A 15542-nucleotide genomic window follows, 5' to 3' on the forward strand; every position below is an offset into this window, starting at 1 on the left:
GCGCCAGCGCCCAGCGCCGGGAATCGATCCGGTGCTGGGCCGGCATCGAGTGAAGACGCTTAGATCTGGTCCGCGTTCGAGAGGAACCCGCTCCACGCGTCCGATGTCAGAGTGAGTTCTGGTCCTCGCTCCACTTTGGAGTCCCGAACGTGGACGGTGTGGACTCGCCTGTCAGCCTGTCGGGCGTGGGCGACTTCGACGCAGTCGCCGCCGCTGCTGTAGCTGCTCTTGAACCAGACCGGTTCGGACTTGCTCATGGCGCTCCCCTTCGGTCCGCGAGCCGGAGGAAGCCGCTCCACGCGTCCGGGCGCAGAGAGAGTTCTGGACCCTGCTCCACTTTGGAGTCCCGAACGTGGACGGTGTGGACTCGCCTGTCAACCTGTCGGGCGTGGGCGACTTCGACGCAGTCGCCGTCGCCGCCGCTGCTGTAGCTGCTCTTGAACCAGGCCAGGTCGGTCGTGTTCATTGCGCTCCTCGCATCCGCCGCAACAGGCCCACGGAGTCTTCGAGGGTGAGGGCCTGTGAGCGCATCCTGGCATACCGCATCTGGAGGATGCTGATCTCCTTGGGCTCCGCGACGAACATGCCACCACGTTGGCCTTCGTTGTAAGCGAACCACCTGTTCTCGGGAGTTTCCAGTAGTTGCATGGGACCGTCCAGACCGGCGTGTGCCTTCTGGACCAAGGGCATGACTTGAAGCTCGACGTTGCGCAGTTCGGCAACTGCGAGGACGTGATCGAGCAGGGCCCGCGTGACCTCCGCCCCACCCGTCTGTCGAAGGAACAGGTGCTCTTCGAGAAGGAAGCTGAAGGCTGTGTTCGGTCGTTCCCACAGCAACCGTTGACGTGCTGACCGGGCCGCCCACTGGGCCTCGACCTGGCCATCGCTGAGCGGCGGAAGCTGGTTCACGAACAGCGTCCGTGCATACGCCTCCGTCTGCAACAGCCCCGGAACCACCCGGCATTCGTACGTGTACAAGCTGACCGCGTCCGCCTCCAACCGCGCCCACTGCCGGAACCAGCTCGCCAAGCCCGGCTGCCGGGACAGGTGCCTGGCCGCCCCGCGGATCGCGCCGAACGCGTCCAGGGCCTCCTCCGCCCGCTCCACGAAATCCGGCGGGGGAAAGCGCCGACCCTGCTCGATCGAGGCGACCGTGGCGACCGCATACCGCACCTTCGGTGCGAACTCCTCCTGGGTGACTCCGGCCCGCCTGCGGAATGCCTTGACCACCTCGCCGAACGACCTGAGGCTGTCCGAAGACTCCGGTTCGCCCCCTCCGTACGGCAGTCCGCTCGCTCCGTCCGACATCTGTCGCCACCTCCGCGCGCTCTGCCCCGGCCCGCATTCTCGACCCGGCAATGATCACGGGGCATCACCCGTACTGTCTACTCAAAGCACTCGTACGCTCACAATGCGTACGAGTCGCGGCTCTGGAGAACGGCCGTCGAACAGCGCCACAGTGAACGAGTGAAACCCACTCAACCGTGCCAAGTCGACGCCCCCGCACGGGTGTTCGTCCATCGCTTCAGCTCCACTCCGCGCGGCGCGCGACTCGCCCGCTACCTCGCCGTGCATCAACTCCACGACTGGGGTGTCCCGCGCTGCTCCGATGTCTCCGCCACGGCTGCTCTGCTCATCGCCGAACTCTCGGCGAACGCGGTCACCCATGGACACGTCGAGAGCGGGGATTTCCGGCTTCGACTCACCCTCACCGCGCGCACCCTCCGAATCGAGGTCTCGGACGCACACGGGGGATGGTGCCCGCCGGATGCGGGGAAGCCCGTCGCGCCCCCGCCGCCCGAATCGGAGCACGGCCGCGGGCTGTTCCTGGTGGCGGCAAGTGCCGACCGATGGACCGTGCTCGACCGCGGCCGAGCTGGGAAGACCGTGCGCGCCGAGCTGGACCTGCCGCACTGACGTGGTCGTCCGGCGTCTATATGGTGGCCCGAGAGCGAGTGTCGGGTCACACGCGGCGACGACCGAGGGCGACGGGTGCACATGGCGGACCTGGAGGACAGCGGGAGCAGGCGGGCGTCCGGGCGTGGTCGGCCTGCGGGATATCAGCGGTACCGGCTCCCCGGTGAGGACGCGGAATCACTCCAGACCGGGCTGTTCCCCTCGCTCTACCCTCCCGTCGAGATCGGCAGCGACGGCTTCCCGACCGGCGTGGAGATCGAGGAGCCCTCCGACGAGGAGGACAGGGACCAGGAGCCGTCGTCCGATGCGCTCGAGCTCACCGCCCCCTTCCGGCCGGAGAGCATCAAGATCGAAACCCAGGCGACCACGGTCGACCTGCTGTTGTCCCGCTTACGCGAGGGCATGATCGATCTCGCGCCGGACTTCCAGCGCCGGGCCGGCATCTGGAGCGATGTGCAACAGAGCCGGCTCATCGAGTCGTTGCTGCTGCGTATCCCGATCTCCTCGTTCCACATGGCGCAGGACGAGAATGCGGACTGGGCCGTCGTCGACGGCATCCAGCGGCTCACCGCGATCGCTCGGTTCATGGAACCGGAGACCGTCGGCATGCGACCGTTGACCCTGCGCGGCCTGGACTATCTACGGGACTTCCATGGCAAGGGATACGCGGACCTGACCGGTCGCCTGCGGATTCGTCTGCGGGAGACCCAACTGGTTGTGCACATCATCCGGGAGGGTACTCCGGAGATGGTGATGTTCAACGTGTTCTCGCGGATCAACACCGGGGGACTGCCCTTGAAGGCGCAGGAGATCCGGCACGCCATGATCAAGGGCCCGGCGCGTCATTTCCTGGCCGATCTGGCCGAGGACCCCACGTTCACCGAGGCCACCGCGTACAGCGTGTCGAACGAGCGGATGGCCGACCGCGAAATGGTGCTGCGCTTCATGGCGTTCCGGCTCACCGATCCGGCGGAACACACCCAACGGGACTTCGATCAGTTCCTGGTCGACGCCATGCATGGCATCAACAAGCTGGATGAGCGAGGGCGCAACGAGCGAGCGCTTGAGTTCCGCAAGGCGATGACGTGTGCGACGGCGCTGTTCGGCGCGCACGCGTTCCGGAAATGGCGGGGCGGGAAGGGCAAATCGCCCATCAACAAGGCCCTGTTCGAGACGGTCGCGGTCAATCTCGCCGCCTTGGATGACCACGAGCGTGACACCCTGGTAGCGTCGCGTGACGATCTTCTTACCGGTTTCTTCGAGCTCATGAAGGACTGGGATTTCGACCGGGCCATCTCGGTCGCCACTGGCGACACCAAGAAGGTGCGCACGCGGTTCGGGGACATGGCGAAACTCTTCCGGGGGGTGCTGGACAATGCTTGACCAACTGACGCTGATGAACTTCAAGGCGTTCCAGAACGCGGAATTACCGCTCGGACCGCTTACGTTGTTGACCGGCCTCAACTCGTCAGGCAAGAGCAGCGTCCTCCAGGCACTGGGGCTGCTCCAACAGTCGTACACCTCGGGGAATCTCGCCTACGCCAGGGAACTGGCAATGGACGGAGCCCAGCAGCGTTTCGACGACCCACACGACGGCGGGTTCCTACTCAACGGAGAGCTCGTCGGACTCGGCACCGGACAGGACGTTCTGCACGAGAATTTCGTCGGGGACGAGCCGCGGATCACCCTCGCGGTGAGCGAAGGCGCCTACTACTACTCGTGGACCGTCGGCTACGACGCGGAACAGAACCTGCTGCCGCTGATCGACGTCGACATCCCCCTGACGTCGGAGAGCAAGGCCAACCGACCGGACGGGGACGCCGCGATATTTCCACGATTCTTCACGGCCGGCTTCCAGTATCTGCACGCCGACCGGGTCTCCCCCGCGGAGTTCTATCCGCGTGACCATCACGCCGCGATCGGGCGTCGCTTTCTCGGGGTACGGGGCGAGCACTCGGTCAATTTCTTGCGCCATCACGCCCGGGACGATGTTCGGCCGGGTCGATTGCGCCACCCCTCCGCGCGGTCCGGGTCGTTGCTCGCCCAGGTCACCGCCTGGATGGGTGAACTCTGCCCGGGCGTGGACGTACAGGCTGCCGTCATCGAGGGGACCGACCAGGTCCGCCTGTCGTACGGATTCGGGAGCGGTCTGAGCACGAGTCGACGGCGACGCCCGACCAACGTCGGTTTCGGGCTGACCTACGCGCTGCCCATCGTCGTGGCCTGCCTGACCGCACGGCCGGGATCCCTCGTACTCATCGAGAATCCCGAGGCGCATCTGCACCCACACGGCCAGACCCGCATGGCCGGGCTGGCCGCGGCGGCTGCCGCACAGGGCGCCCAGTTGATCATCGAGACGCACAGCGACCACGTGCTCAACGGTGTCCGACTCGCGGTCAAACGAGGTGACCTCGACCCCGAGCACGCGGTGGTGCACTACTTCCGCAGCGATGGCACCGGCGTGGAGATCACCAGCCCGCGGATGGACCGGGCCGGATTTCTCGACCAGTGGCCGGAAGGCTTCTTCGACGAGCTGGAGAACACGCTCGACCAGCTCATCGACTGACCGGCCGGGCGGGGTCGCCCGGCCGGGTCGCACCATACAGATCGTCGCGTAGGGGGAAACGTGCCGTTGCTGTTCCTGAACGAGAAATCCTGCGGATCCGAATGTGATCCCGGACGCGCGGACTCGGCCATGACCGAACTCGCGCGGGCGGTACTGGCGGTGGCCGGCGCCGACCGCAAGGGCACGGTGCTGGTCACCGAGGAGCCGATCAAGAACCTCCAGATCGCGAACGGCCACAGCATCGGCAAGTGGAGCGGCAAACCGAGCAGCCGGGATCTGTGGGTACGGCTGCTTCAGATGCAGAGCAAGTGGCCCCACCGAGCGGTCTTTCCGGAGGGTGAGGGCTTCTACGAAGTCGACTACAGCCATCGCGAAGAGTCGGCGGTAGGGCTCGGGGCCGCCCATCTGATGGACGGGATCGGCGTCTCGTTACCGGTCGAGACCTGGTGGGACGTGCCCAGACTGGCGTTGCGGCGCGCGGAAATGGTGACGGGCGACGACGGGCAGCCCGGCATCGAGGTCAGCGACGTCGAGATTCGACACGCCTCGTGCCCGCTGCATGTGGATTCGCACCTGAGCTGGATCAAGGACTGCGTCGCAGCGGTCCGCAAGGGCGGTCTGGGCGCGGTGCGGCAGGGCTCGCACCTGTGGGAGGAGCGTACGACGCTCTTCCCCCACCTCGAATTCCTACCGCAGGTGGAACAGAATCTGAGTGGCCTGCCCGCCGCCTGGGTCGCCTCGGTGGGGAGGACGCTCACCGTCCTGGATGCCGCCGCGGCCGACTGGGATCTGAACACCGATCCGATCTGCCCTCCGTGCGAAGTCAGGATACGTCCGGAATACGAGGTGCGCCGGCGGCTCTGTTGGTTCACCGATCTCGACGGCAGCGAGCAATTGTTCGACTGGCACGCCGATTTCGCGCCGCGGCCGGGACGGATCCACTTCCGACTCGTGCACGAGAAGGCCACGCTGCGCATCGCCTACGTCGGCCGCAAGCTCGGCGTCTGAGCCACGACCGCGCCCGCCGAGTCCGCAGGTCGTTGCATGATCGTGAGTCCCGGCGCACGCCCGTCCGGATACCTTGATCGTGCGACCCGCCCCCGAGCGGCACTACGCGGGGCAGGTCACGTGCGAAGAACGGACGGAAAGAGGACCACAGGTGCGACCGACTCTCGCCGCCGAGCAGGTACGGGCCAGTCTGAGCCAGTACCTGTCGACGACGTACGCACTGGCCGACGAGGGTACGCGGCTGGCCCTCGAGCGGTTCCTCGGTGATGCCGACGACGGTATCTTCCGGGGCCCCTACCTCCGTGTCCGCACGCCTTTCCGATCGGCCCGAAGCGACGACTGGCAGCGCCATCTGACGTGGTGGCCACGCGATTTCCGGCCGCATCGACACCAGGAACTGGCCTGGGAGCGCCTGTCCACGCTCAACGGGCCGGCCGAGCCGACCCTGGTGACGACCGGTACCGGCTCCGGCAAGACCGAGTCGTTCCTGATCCCCCTCCTCGACCACTGTCGGCGGGAGCGCGAAGCGGGGCGCGAGGGGGTCAAGGCCGTACTCCTGTACCCGATGAACGCTCTCGCCACCGACCAGGCGCACCGCATCAACAACCACCTCGCCGATGCCAAGGACACCCGGCTCAAGGACGCGGGTGTGCGCGCCGCGCTCTACATCGGCGACCGGGCCTCGCAGGACTTCAAGCAGGCCAACCCGCGCATCGAGGTGGACCGGGAGGAGATCCGCAACACCCGCCCGGACATCCTGATCACCAACTACAAAATGCTCGACCTGCTGCTCCAGCGGCCGCAGGACCAGCGGTTGTGGCAGGGATCGGCCCTCGCTTACGTCGTGTTGGACGAGTTCCACACCTACGACGGGGCTCAGGGCACCGACGTGGCAATGTTGCTGCGCAGGCTCGGCGCGATCACCGGGCTGAGCGAACCGGGCCGACCTCTCGGTGCGGTCTGTCCGGTCGCCACGTCCGCCACCCTGGGGGCAAACGGGGCGGCCAACGGCAACAGCATGCTTGAGGTGGCCGAACAGGTCTTCGGGGTGCCATTCCCGCCCGAGGCGGTGGTGGGCGAAGACCGACGCACCGTCTCCGAGTTCGCGGGTTCCAGCGACTTCGCATTGCCGTTTCCGGGGCCGGACGAGGTGGCCGCTTTCGGCGACCCGACCCGCGACTCCGAGGCGTTGGACCGGTTGGCCGCGGCCTTCACCGGTGTGACCGGCTCGACCCCGGCGGAACTGGGGGCGTTGCTACGGCGGCATCGATTGACCGCGGCGATCCTGGAGATCCTCGACGGACGCCCGCGCACCCTGGCCGAGGTCATGGAGGTCCTGCCTCGATACGCCTACCACTGGGGTGTGGCCGTACAGCAGCGGCCGAACATCGCGGCCCAGGCTCTCGCCCGCTACGTCGCGCTGCTGTCGACAGCCCGGGATCCCGACGACCCGCAACGGCCGTTGTTGTCCATCGAGATCCACCACTGGGTGCGATCGGTATCCAGGGTCCTGCGCGGGGTCACCACGGCGCGAGCCGAGTTCCAGTGGGACGACGAGCGGATCACCTCCGGTGGTCGACGGGCTCGGCCGATCCGGGGCACCCCCGAATCGGGGCCGACCGAGAACGGGGACGCCGCCCCCGCCGACGACAGCGCGCCGGCCCCCGCCCAGGTGTTCCTGCCGGCGGTCTTCTGCCGGGAGTGCGGGCGCTCGGGATGGGCAGCCCTGTCCCCGGAATCGGATCCGGCCGAACTGGACATGAACGCCACGAAGATCCGCCGCGCATCGGTCGGACGGGACAAGCGTCGCGTCCGGAACATGATCGCGGCCACCGTCGCCCAGGCATACGATACGGCGCTCGCCAGAGAGACTCCCCGCAGCGGGCCGATCGTCATGGTGCTCGACGCGCTGAGCGGTCGATTGCGTCCCGTGTCGCCGGAGCGCGACTTCGAGACGTCGCAGGACGGCGGACCGCGCGCCGCGAAACCGCTGCGCGACGGCGCGTTCGTGCTGACCGATCTGGCCGACGACCGAGCCGCCGAACGGGATCAGTGCCCTGCCTGCCGTACGACCAACGCGATCCGATACCTCGGAACGGGCCTCGCGGCGTTGGCGGCGGCCTCGATCACGCAACTCTTCACCGGCGGCGAACTCGACGAAAATCTCAAGGAGGACAAGACCCTCCTGTTCAACGACTCCGTCCAGGACGCCGCACACCGGGCCGGATTCGTCGCGAGCCGCGCGTACACCTTCTCGTTCCGTTCCCTGCTCGCCAGCCGGATCGCGGAGGACGAGCCCATCGCGCTCAGCGACCTGGCGGCGGACCTGATCACGGCCGTCGGGGACAGCAAGAAGGTGCAGGCGGCGGTGATCCCACCGGACCTGCACACGGTGCGCGGGGTCGACACCCTGCTCGCGGGGCGCAGCCGAGGATCCCGCGCCACCTGGGAACTGATCGCCGAACGGCTCGCGTTCGGAGCTGTCATGGAGTTCGGCCTGCGTTCGCGACAGGGCCGCACCCTGGAACTGACCCGGACCGTCGCGGCGGACGTCCCGATCACGGACCCCGACACCGTGTACGACATCGTGCGCGAACTGCTCCACACCACCCCCGGTGATGTCGCGCTGCCGGACGGGTCGCAGCCCGGTCCCGACCGCTACCTCGGCCACGTGCGGGGACTTTTGGAGCGGCTGCGCATCCGCGGTGCGATCCGGCACTCGTGGCTGGACGGCTGGATCGACCAGGCCGGGGTGCGTCGCTGGCTGATCTGGGGCGGGCGGGCGACCGGCATGCCCGCTTTCGGCCCACGCCTGTCGGCCCCCGCGTTCCTGTTGGGTACTCCCAAGCCGGGATCCGACGATTTCGACGTGCTCACGGGGCGACTGGGCTGGTACCAGGACTGGACCCGGCGCAGCCTCGGTTTGCGTGCCGACACCGCCAACGCCTTTCTGGTCCGGCTGCTGCCCGCACTGGCCGATGCCGGGGTGGTCTCGGCCCGTACCGCCAAGGACGGCGCCACCCGGGTCTACGGTCTCCAGCCCGGTCACATCCAGGTGCGCAAACTGGACGAAGACAGCGTGGCGGAGGCGTCCGCGCACTGCCCGGTCTGTTCGTGGGAGCAGACGATCCATCCCGAACTGGGCGACCATTGGCACGCCCAACCCTGTCCGCGCTATCGGTGCGGCGGGTTTCTGCGCATCGGTCCGGACCTCGAAAGCGGCGTACGCGGGCGGGACTTCACCAAGGACTTCTACCGGCGGATGTATCGCGAGGCCGGTGTCTTCACCATCAACACCGCCGAACACACCGGCACCCTCAGTCGTCCCAAACGAGAGGCGGTGGAGCGGGCGTTCCGGGCCGGGACCAGCGCCCACTACGCCAACCCGCAGGTGCTCTCCTGTACGCCGACGCTCGAACTGGGCATCGACATCGGCGACCTGTCCGCGGTGGTGCTCGCCTCGCTGCCGAAGGGGCCGGCCAACTACGTCCAACGCGTGGGTCGGGCCGGGCGGCGCAGCGGCAACGCGTACCTGCTCACCATGGTCGACCGCGGCCCCCGCGACCGGTATTACCTGGACGATCCTCGGCTGATGATCGCTGGGGACATCCAACCTCCGGGATGTTTCCTGTCCGCCGTCGAGATCCTGCGTCGCCAATACCTGGCCCACCTGCTGGACCTGGCCGCCGCCGAGCGACTGCCCGCCCCGGACGACGACCTGCCGGTTCTGCCGTTGCCGCGCCTGGCCACCGACCTGTTCGGTCCGTCGGCATGGATGCCCGACTTCGAGCAGGCGGCGCTCGCCGCGGGTGCCCGCCTGGTCGAGGACTTCCTCGCGCTCTTTCCTCCCTACAACCAGGACCGAGGTACGGGAGTGAGCCCGCAGGCCGCCGACGCGCTGCGGGCCTACGCCTGTGGAGGGCTCTCCACGGCCCTGAACGAGGCTCGGCGGGGTTGGGAGAACCGTCGCGAGGAGTTGCGACGCCGGATCGACGCGATCGACAAGGCCCATGGGGAACTCGTCGCCGGTGACCCCGAACACCAGCGGCAAGGCCGGGAATTGCGCGCCGAGCGTCGGGCCGTCGCGCGGCGGGCTGGGGAGATCAGTCGGGACACCGCGCACGGCGCGCTCGTCGACTTCGGCCTGCTGCCCAACTACAGCCTGGTCGATTCCGTCACCGAGTTGGAGGCCACGCTCACCTGGAAGGAGAACGGCGCCGACGGGCGGGCCGAGCACCACAGCAAGGTGCTCAAGTACGACCGCTCGGCTCGATTGGCGCTGGAGGACTTCGCGCCCGGCAACCACTACTACGTTCAGGGTTACAAGCATCGGATCTCGGGCCTGGACATCGGCAGCGCGGATCGGCCGGCCTGGACGTGGTGGCGGATCTGCCCCGACTGCGGGCACGTACGCACCCATCGCGCCCAAGCCGACGCCTCGGTCTGCCCGCGCTGCACCGGCACCGCCATCGGCGACGTCGGCTGCCTGCACAGGGTCCTAGTGCCCCAGCGGGTTCAGGCCCGGGACCAGCGCGACGACGTGCGGGTCCGTGACGACTTCGACGACCGTGAACGTCGCCACTACACGATCGTTCCGGCGGTGGACATCGCCCAGGAGCACATCGACGAGGCTTGGCGACACAAGAAGGCCACGTTCGGCTGGGAGTTCACCCGCCAGGCGATGATCCGCCACATCAACGTCGGTGTGGCTCGCGTCGAGGGCGGGGCCGAGGACTCGTTCGCCGGGCGGGTGGTGCGTCTGAACCCCTTCTGGGTCTGCGACGCGTGCGGCCACGCGGACGCGGACGGCGGCCCCCCGTCGGACCACGGGAGTCCGGTACCGGTCAGCCCCTCGAAATATCACCGGCCCTGGTGCCCTCGGATACGGGAAGCACTCGGCGACACCCGTGCCTCGCGAACGGGCCTCAAACTGCTTCTCGCGCACGAGCTGCGCAGCGAGGCGCTACGCATCCTCATTCCCGCCGTCACCGCGCACACCGAGGAACGACTGGTGTCGCTGAAGGCGGTCGTGCTGGCGGGCATCGCCCGCAGTTACGGTGGTGACCCCGACCACCTGGCGGTGGTCGCCTCGTCGATGGCGGATCCGGACGGTGGCCCCTCGGGGGCGAATCGGCATTACCTCGTGCTGTACGACACCTTGCCCGGCGGGACGGGCTACCTGCACCGCCTCGCCGGGCCCGACGGACTGCGCGACGTCCTGACGAGAGCGCGCGGGGTCATCGAGACGTGCGTGTGCGTCTCCGAGGGGCGAACGGCGTGCCACCGTTGCCTGTTGCGGCATGTGACCGACAGCGAATACGAGTTGGTCTCCCGTGAGCACGCGCTCGACATGCTCGGCGAACTTCTCGGGCGCGAGGGCGAGGGATGGCAGATCGAGCCGGTCGGTACGACTCGCGAGATCACCCTGGTCCATCAGGTGGAGAGCGAGCTCGAAGCACTCTTTCGTCGTGGCCTGTTCGACTGGGCCGAGCGCACCGACGACGTGAGTGTGCGTTCCGCGCTCACCCCGGACGGGGAGCGCGACATAACGCTGCGCTTCACGGCACCGGACGGCAGGGTCAGCGGCTGGCAGATGGAGACGCAGACCGATCTCGGTTTCACCCGCCCGGACGTGGTCTTCCGCAGCCTCGACGACGATCGGCGACGAGTGGCGGTCTACCTCGACGGCTTCAAATATCACGCGAGTGCGGAGTACAACCGGATCGCGGACGACGCGGTGAAACGCACCCGGCTGCGGGCCGATCGCGGTTGGCAGGTCTTTCAACTGACCTGGGACGACGTCCGGATCTGGACCGGGCAGGCGCAGGAGCCCGCCGATCCGGTGTGGGCGCCGTACCACAACACGGCACGCAAGACCGCTTCGGACATTCACCGGCGTCTGCACGCCGGCGACCCCCGTGACCTGCCGCGATTCGTGTGGACCAATCCGGTCGAGACCCTGATCGGCTATCTGACCAGCCCCGATCCCGATCTGTGGCGCCGTCGCACGCAAAGCGCGCTGGCCGGATTCGCCGCCGTATCGGCGACCAGCAGGGCGCTCGCGGACGGTCCCGAGATCGCACGACGCGTCTCGGACGCATTGGCGGGGAACCGATTGGCAGGTGGCCGGGGGGCCGTGCAGATCATGGCGACGAGGGACGCCGCCGGTTGCCCGCTGACCATCGCGCTCGACCTGCGAGGAGGTCAGTCCGCAGCCGCCTGGACGGCGCTCACCGTGCTCGACGACGGCATGGAGACGGTGGGCGGTGACCGGCAGGCGCACCACAGGCGTTGGCAGGCCTGGCTGTACTGGACCAACCTGTTGCAGTTCCTCAACGACGGCGACGGCGACGGCGTGCAACTCGCGGCGAGCCAACTGACCGGCTTCGACCCGGTGGAACTGGCCGTGACCGGTGGCGCGGGTTGGCTGGCCTCGCGACGGGCGTACGCGGCCGACGTCCGTGCAGGAGGCCACGCGGCGGAGATGGTCCCGGAGCCCCGACCCGAGACCGATGCGGCGGTCGCCGCATCGGGTGAGGGGCGGGATGAGGGTTGGGACGAAGTCCTCGCCTACCTCGTGGAGGACCCCGGACTGCCCGAACTGGCCGAAACACTGGCCGACATGGGCATCCGCGCGCCGCTCGCCGGATTCGAGCTGGGCGACGCGGCCTGGCCCGCCGAACTCGCCTGGCCCGACCACCGGGTCGGCGTGGTCCTGGCCCACCGGCCGGATGTCGACGGTGCGCCCGACGGTGACGCCGAGGCGCGTGATCAGGCCTACGCGGCCGCGGGTTGGACCGTGCGGACCGCAGCCGCGTGGACGGCCGCGGAACTCGCCGAAGCGCTGACGCACGAGCCGCGAGCGGCACACGACGTGGACGGGCACGACGACCAGGAGGACCGATGAGCAGCGCCGACACGCCGACCTCGGGCGCGACTCTGCGTCTGCTGGACAAGGCCGACAAGGAGATCGTCAAGCTGGACCGGGCGATCGTCGGCGCGGTCTACAAGTTCCAGCACGAATTCCGCAAGAATCCGAACGCGCCCGGCTTCGATCTCAAGCCCCTCAAGGGTGACGGTCGGCTGTGGTCGGCGCGGGTCAATCGCCAGTACCGGGCGTTGCTGCTGCGCCTGGCCGGCAACGACTGGCTGCTCGTCTCGGTGAAGGACCGGGCCAAGGTCCATCAGCACCTGGATCGCCTGGCCTACGGCATCAACCAGGTGACCGGCGCGATCGAGTACGTCGACCTCCAGGATGTCGAGAAGGATGTTCTGTACCAGGCGACTCCCGCCCCCTCGCAGGTGGCCGAACCGGTCACCGAAGAACGACCGGCCACACCCGAGCCGCTGTTCGCGCGGTACAGCGCCGAGGAGTTGGCGGCGCTCGGCGTGGCCGAACCGCTCATCCCCATCGTCGCGAAGCTGACCACCGACGACGAGCTTCTCGGCCTCGCCGAGTACGCCCCCCGGCACACCGGCGAGGTCCTGCTCAGGCTGCGCGACGGAGTTCCGTACGAGCAGGTTCGCGAGCAGGTCACCGAGCCCGTCGCGGTCGAGCAGGACGAGAGAATCGACGTCGAGGACTGGCAGGCGGCCATCGGGCGCTCGCAGGCCGTGGTCGTCACGGACGACGAATCGCTGCAAAGCATCCTGGACGAGGGGGATTTCGGCCGCTGGAAGGTCTTCCTCCATCCTTCCCAGGAGAAGTTGGTGCATCGCGACTTCTCGGGCCCCGCCCGGGTGAGCGGCGGGCCGGGTACGGGAAAGACCATTGTCGCGTTGCACCGGGTGAAGCATCTCGTCGACCGCTTGCCGCCGGGGCACAACAAGCCCGTTCTGTTGACGACGTTCAACAAGAACCTGGCCGCCGATCTGCGCGCTCGACTGATCTCGCTGGGCGGTCCCGAGACGCTGTCCCGCGTCGAGATCACGCACGTGGACCAGCTTGCGAGGCGAGTCGTCAGCGAGTCCGATCCCGGTCGGTCCAAGCGACGTATCGAGGATGGCCAGGCGCTCACCGAGTGGCGCCAACTCCTGGTGGAAGCCGGCGAGAACCACTGGGACGCGGAGTTCCTGAGCGACGAGTGGAATCAGGTGATTCTCGGGCAGGCGGTCACCTCCCGCGCCGACTACTTCCGCGTCCGGCGGGCGGGCCGGGGCCGCAGCCTTTCACGGGCCGAGCGGGCGGAAGTCTGGCAGCTTGCCGAACGCTTCACCCAGCGCCTGGACGTCAAGGGGTTGGAGACGCATCGGCAGGTGGCCGAGCGGGCGGCCCAGTTGGAGATCGCTCGGAAGGCCAAGATCGACAGCCGGACGCGACAGGACGCGGACCGGGGCGGCCCCGGCAACATCCATGTCGAATCCGGGACCGGCGCCTGGCTGCGCTACCGCTATCGGCACATCGTGGTCGATGAGGCGCAGGACCTCGGCGCGGCCCACTGGAAGATGCTCCGCGCGATGGTGCCGACCGACCGAAACGACATTTTTCTGGTCGGTGACACCCACCAAAGGATCTACGACAACCAGGTCACCCTCGGCAGCCTGGGCGTCAACATCCGGGGGCGGTCGGCCAAGTTGACCCTCAGTTATCGCACGACCCGGGAGATTCTCAAGTCGGCGGTCGGGGTCCTGGAAGGCATCGACTACGACGACCTCGACGGTGGCGGCGATGACCTTGCCGGCTATCGGTCGGTGCTGCACGGAGTACGTCCCGTCCTGCGTTCCGCGGCGAGTTGGGACGACGAGATGGATCTCGTGCTGGAGCAACTCGGGGACTGGCACGACGTCGCCCGTGAGTCGGTGGCGATCTGCGTGCCGACGAATGACATGGTCACGCAGGTGGCCTATCGGCTTGCCCAACGAGGCATCGTGTCCACGGAGATCACGCAGGACGGCCCCCGCCACGAGGAGGGGGTGCATGTCGGCACCATGTATCGCTTCAAGGGGCTCGAATACCAACGCATGATCATCGCGGGCGTTTCCGAGGGCCTGGTACCGAGGTCGGCGGTGGAGAACTGGGCGCGCACCGATCCGGCTCGGCACAAGCGTGAATTGCAGCGGGCCCGCTCACTGTTGTTCGTCGCCGCGACCCGGGCCCGGGACGCCTTGGCCATCTCCTGGCATGGAGAGCCGAGTCGGTTCCTTCGCTCCTTGGGAGCGAGGGGCAGCGCCGAGCACCAATGACGCGTCGACCGATGTGACCACTGCGAACGTCCGCGTAGTCCTCGGCGGTTGCGGGGTTCGCGGCGCCGATGGTGCTCGTGGCCGCCGGGCGGGTGTTCGGCGGGGATGTTGGTGATGCTGGTCGTGGCCGATGTCGTCGCGGCGTTCGCGCGGAACTTCGCGATGTGGTGGGGTGCGCGGGTGTTGGTGGGCGCGGACACTGGCGGATTCCGAGCGATCAGGGCCGGTCCGGCGATGCGCTCGGCGGCGTCGGTGGGGCGAGTGCACGCCGCCGTTTTTGGCGGGGAGGCGATCGGTGCCCCGGCGGCCACCGCGCCCGCGCTCGGGAGTCGACTCCACGCTCGCGGCGATGGTCCGGGGCCTCGGCGACGCTGCGGCGCGGTTGCTTTCGGCACCGGTTCACCCAGCGTGACAGCGGGATCCGTGACCGCGGATGTTCGCGGTCCTGCCTACCGAGGTCGCGGGACGTTCGGGCTCACCCCGGGCTCACAATGCCATTCCCCGCCGTAGAGGCTCGTACCCGGTAGCGTCTGGATGGCGCAAAGCAGCAGGTCAGAGAGTCGCGATGCGAACCAGGGCCAAGTCTCGGGTTTTCACTCGTTGTTCGGCCGCGGATTAAAAGTCCGCTGCTCTGCCAATTGAGCTAACGGCCCGGTTGGACATCGGCGGTGATCCGCGTTTTGCCCACCGGCAGAGCACCGGTAACGGATCGAACATGCTGCAAGTATCCCCGGACACGCCGTGACCTGCGGGAACGACCCGATGGGCGGTGCTTGCTCGGTTGCCCGGGGCATGAGCGCAAGGTGCGTGAATCCGACAAGTCACCTCCTTGGTTGCGGGCAGTCGGGGTGTGCGCGCCCACCTCGAA

9 protein-coding genes are annotated in these 15542 nt (G+C 68.1%); 6 read left to right on the forward strand and 3 right to left on the reverse strand.

The window, feature by feature from the left end:
* Window positions 1-59: 59 nt before the first annotated feature.
* Genes OG928_RS15790 through OG928_RS15800 form a run of 3 tightly spaced genes read right to left on the reverse strand, consistent with a single transcriptional unit; the run spans window position 60 to window position 1308 of the window.
* Window positions 60-257, reverse strand: coding sequence for a DUF397 domain-containing protein (locus OG928_RS15790; RefSeq protein ID WP_406284145.1), 198 nt, complete (start codon window positions 255-257; stop codon window positions 60-62).
* Complete coding sequence (locus tag OG928_RS15795) at window positions 254-466, reverse strand: DUF397 domain-containing protein (RefSeq protein ID WP_406284147.1); 213 nt, start codon at window positions 464-466, stop codon at window positions 254-256. Before OG928_RS15795 ends, OG928_RS15790 begins: the two co-directional genes overlap by 4 nt.
* The gene (locus OG928_RS15800) at window positions 463-1308 is read right to left on the reverse strand and encodes a Scr1 family TA system antitoxin-like transcriptional regulator (RefSeq protein WP_406284149.1); all 846 of its coding nucleotides are present in this window, start codon (window positions 1306-1308) and stop codon (window positions 463-465) included. Before OG928_RS15800 ends, OG928_RS15795 begins: the two co-directional genes overlap by 4 nt.
* A gap of 159 nt (window positions 1309-1467) precedes the next feature.
* Here OG928_RS15800 and OG928_RS15805 point away from each other — a divergent pair, with 159 nt between their 5' ends.
* From OG928_RS15805 to OG928_RS15830, 6 genes are all read left to right on the forward strand, one after another.
* On the forward strand, window positions 1468-1917 hold the full coding sequence (locus OG928_RS15805) for an ATP-binding protein (RefSeq protein ID WP_406284151.1): 450 nt from the start codon (window positions 1468-1470) through the stop codon (window positions 1915-1917).
* Between the two features lie 81 nt (window positions 1918-1998).
* Window positions 1999-3300 carry a DUF262 domain-containing protein gene (locus OG928_RS15810; protein WP_406284153.1) on the forward strand — a complete coding sequence of 434 codons (1302 nt, stop codon included), beginning with the start codon at window positions 1999-2001 and terminating at the stop codon, window positions 3298-3300.
* On the forward strand, window positions 3293-4483 hold the full coding sequence (locus OG928_RS15815; RefSeq protein ID WP_406284155.1) for a DUF3696 domain-containing protein: 1191 nt from the start codon (window positions 3293-3295) through the stop codon (window positions 4481-4483). Before OG928_RS15810 ends, OG928_RS15815 begins: the two co-directional genes overlap by 8 nt.
* Before the next feature lie 129 nt (window positions 4484-4612).
* The gene (locus OG928_RS15820) at window positions 4613-5491 is read left to right on the forward strand and encodes a hypothetical protein (RefSeq protein WP_406284157.1); all 879 of its coding nucleotides are present in this window, start codon (window positions 4613-4615) and stop codon (window positions 5489-5491) included.
* Window positions 5492-5642: 151 nt separating this feature from the next.
* Complete coding sequence (locus tag OG928_RS15825) at window positions 5643-12398, forward strand: DEAD/DEAH box helicase (protein ID WP_406284159.1); 6756 nt, start codon at window positions 5643-5645, stop codon at window positions 12396-12398.
* Window positions 12395-14674, forward strand: coding sequence for a UvrD-helicase domain-containing protein (locus OG928_RS15830; protein ID WP_406284161.1), 2280 nt, complete (start codon window positions 12395-12397; stop codon window positions 14672-14674). Before OG928_RS15825 ends, OG928_RS15830 begins: the two co-directional genes overlap by 4 nt.
* Window positions 14675-15542: the final 868 nt, after the last annotated feature.

The organism is Embleya sp. NBC_00896 (assembly GCF_045207785.1).
GTDB lineage: Bacteria > Actinomycetota > Actinomycetes > Streptomycetales > Streptomycetaceae > Embleya.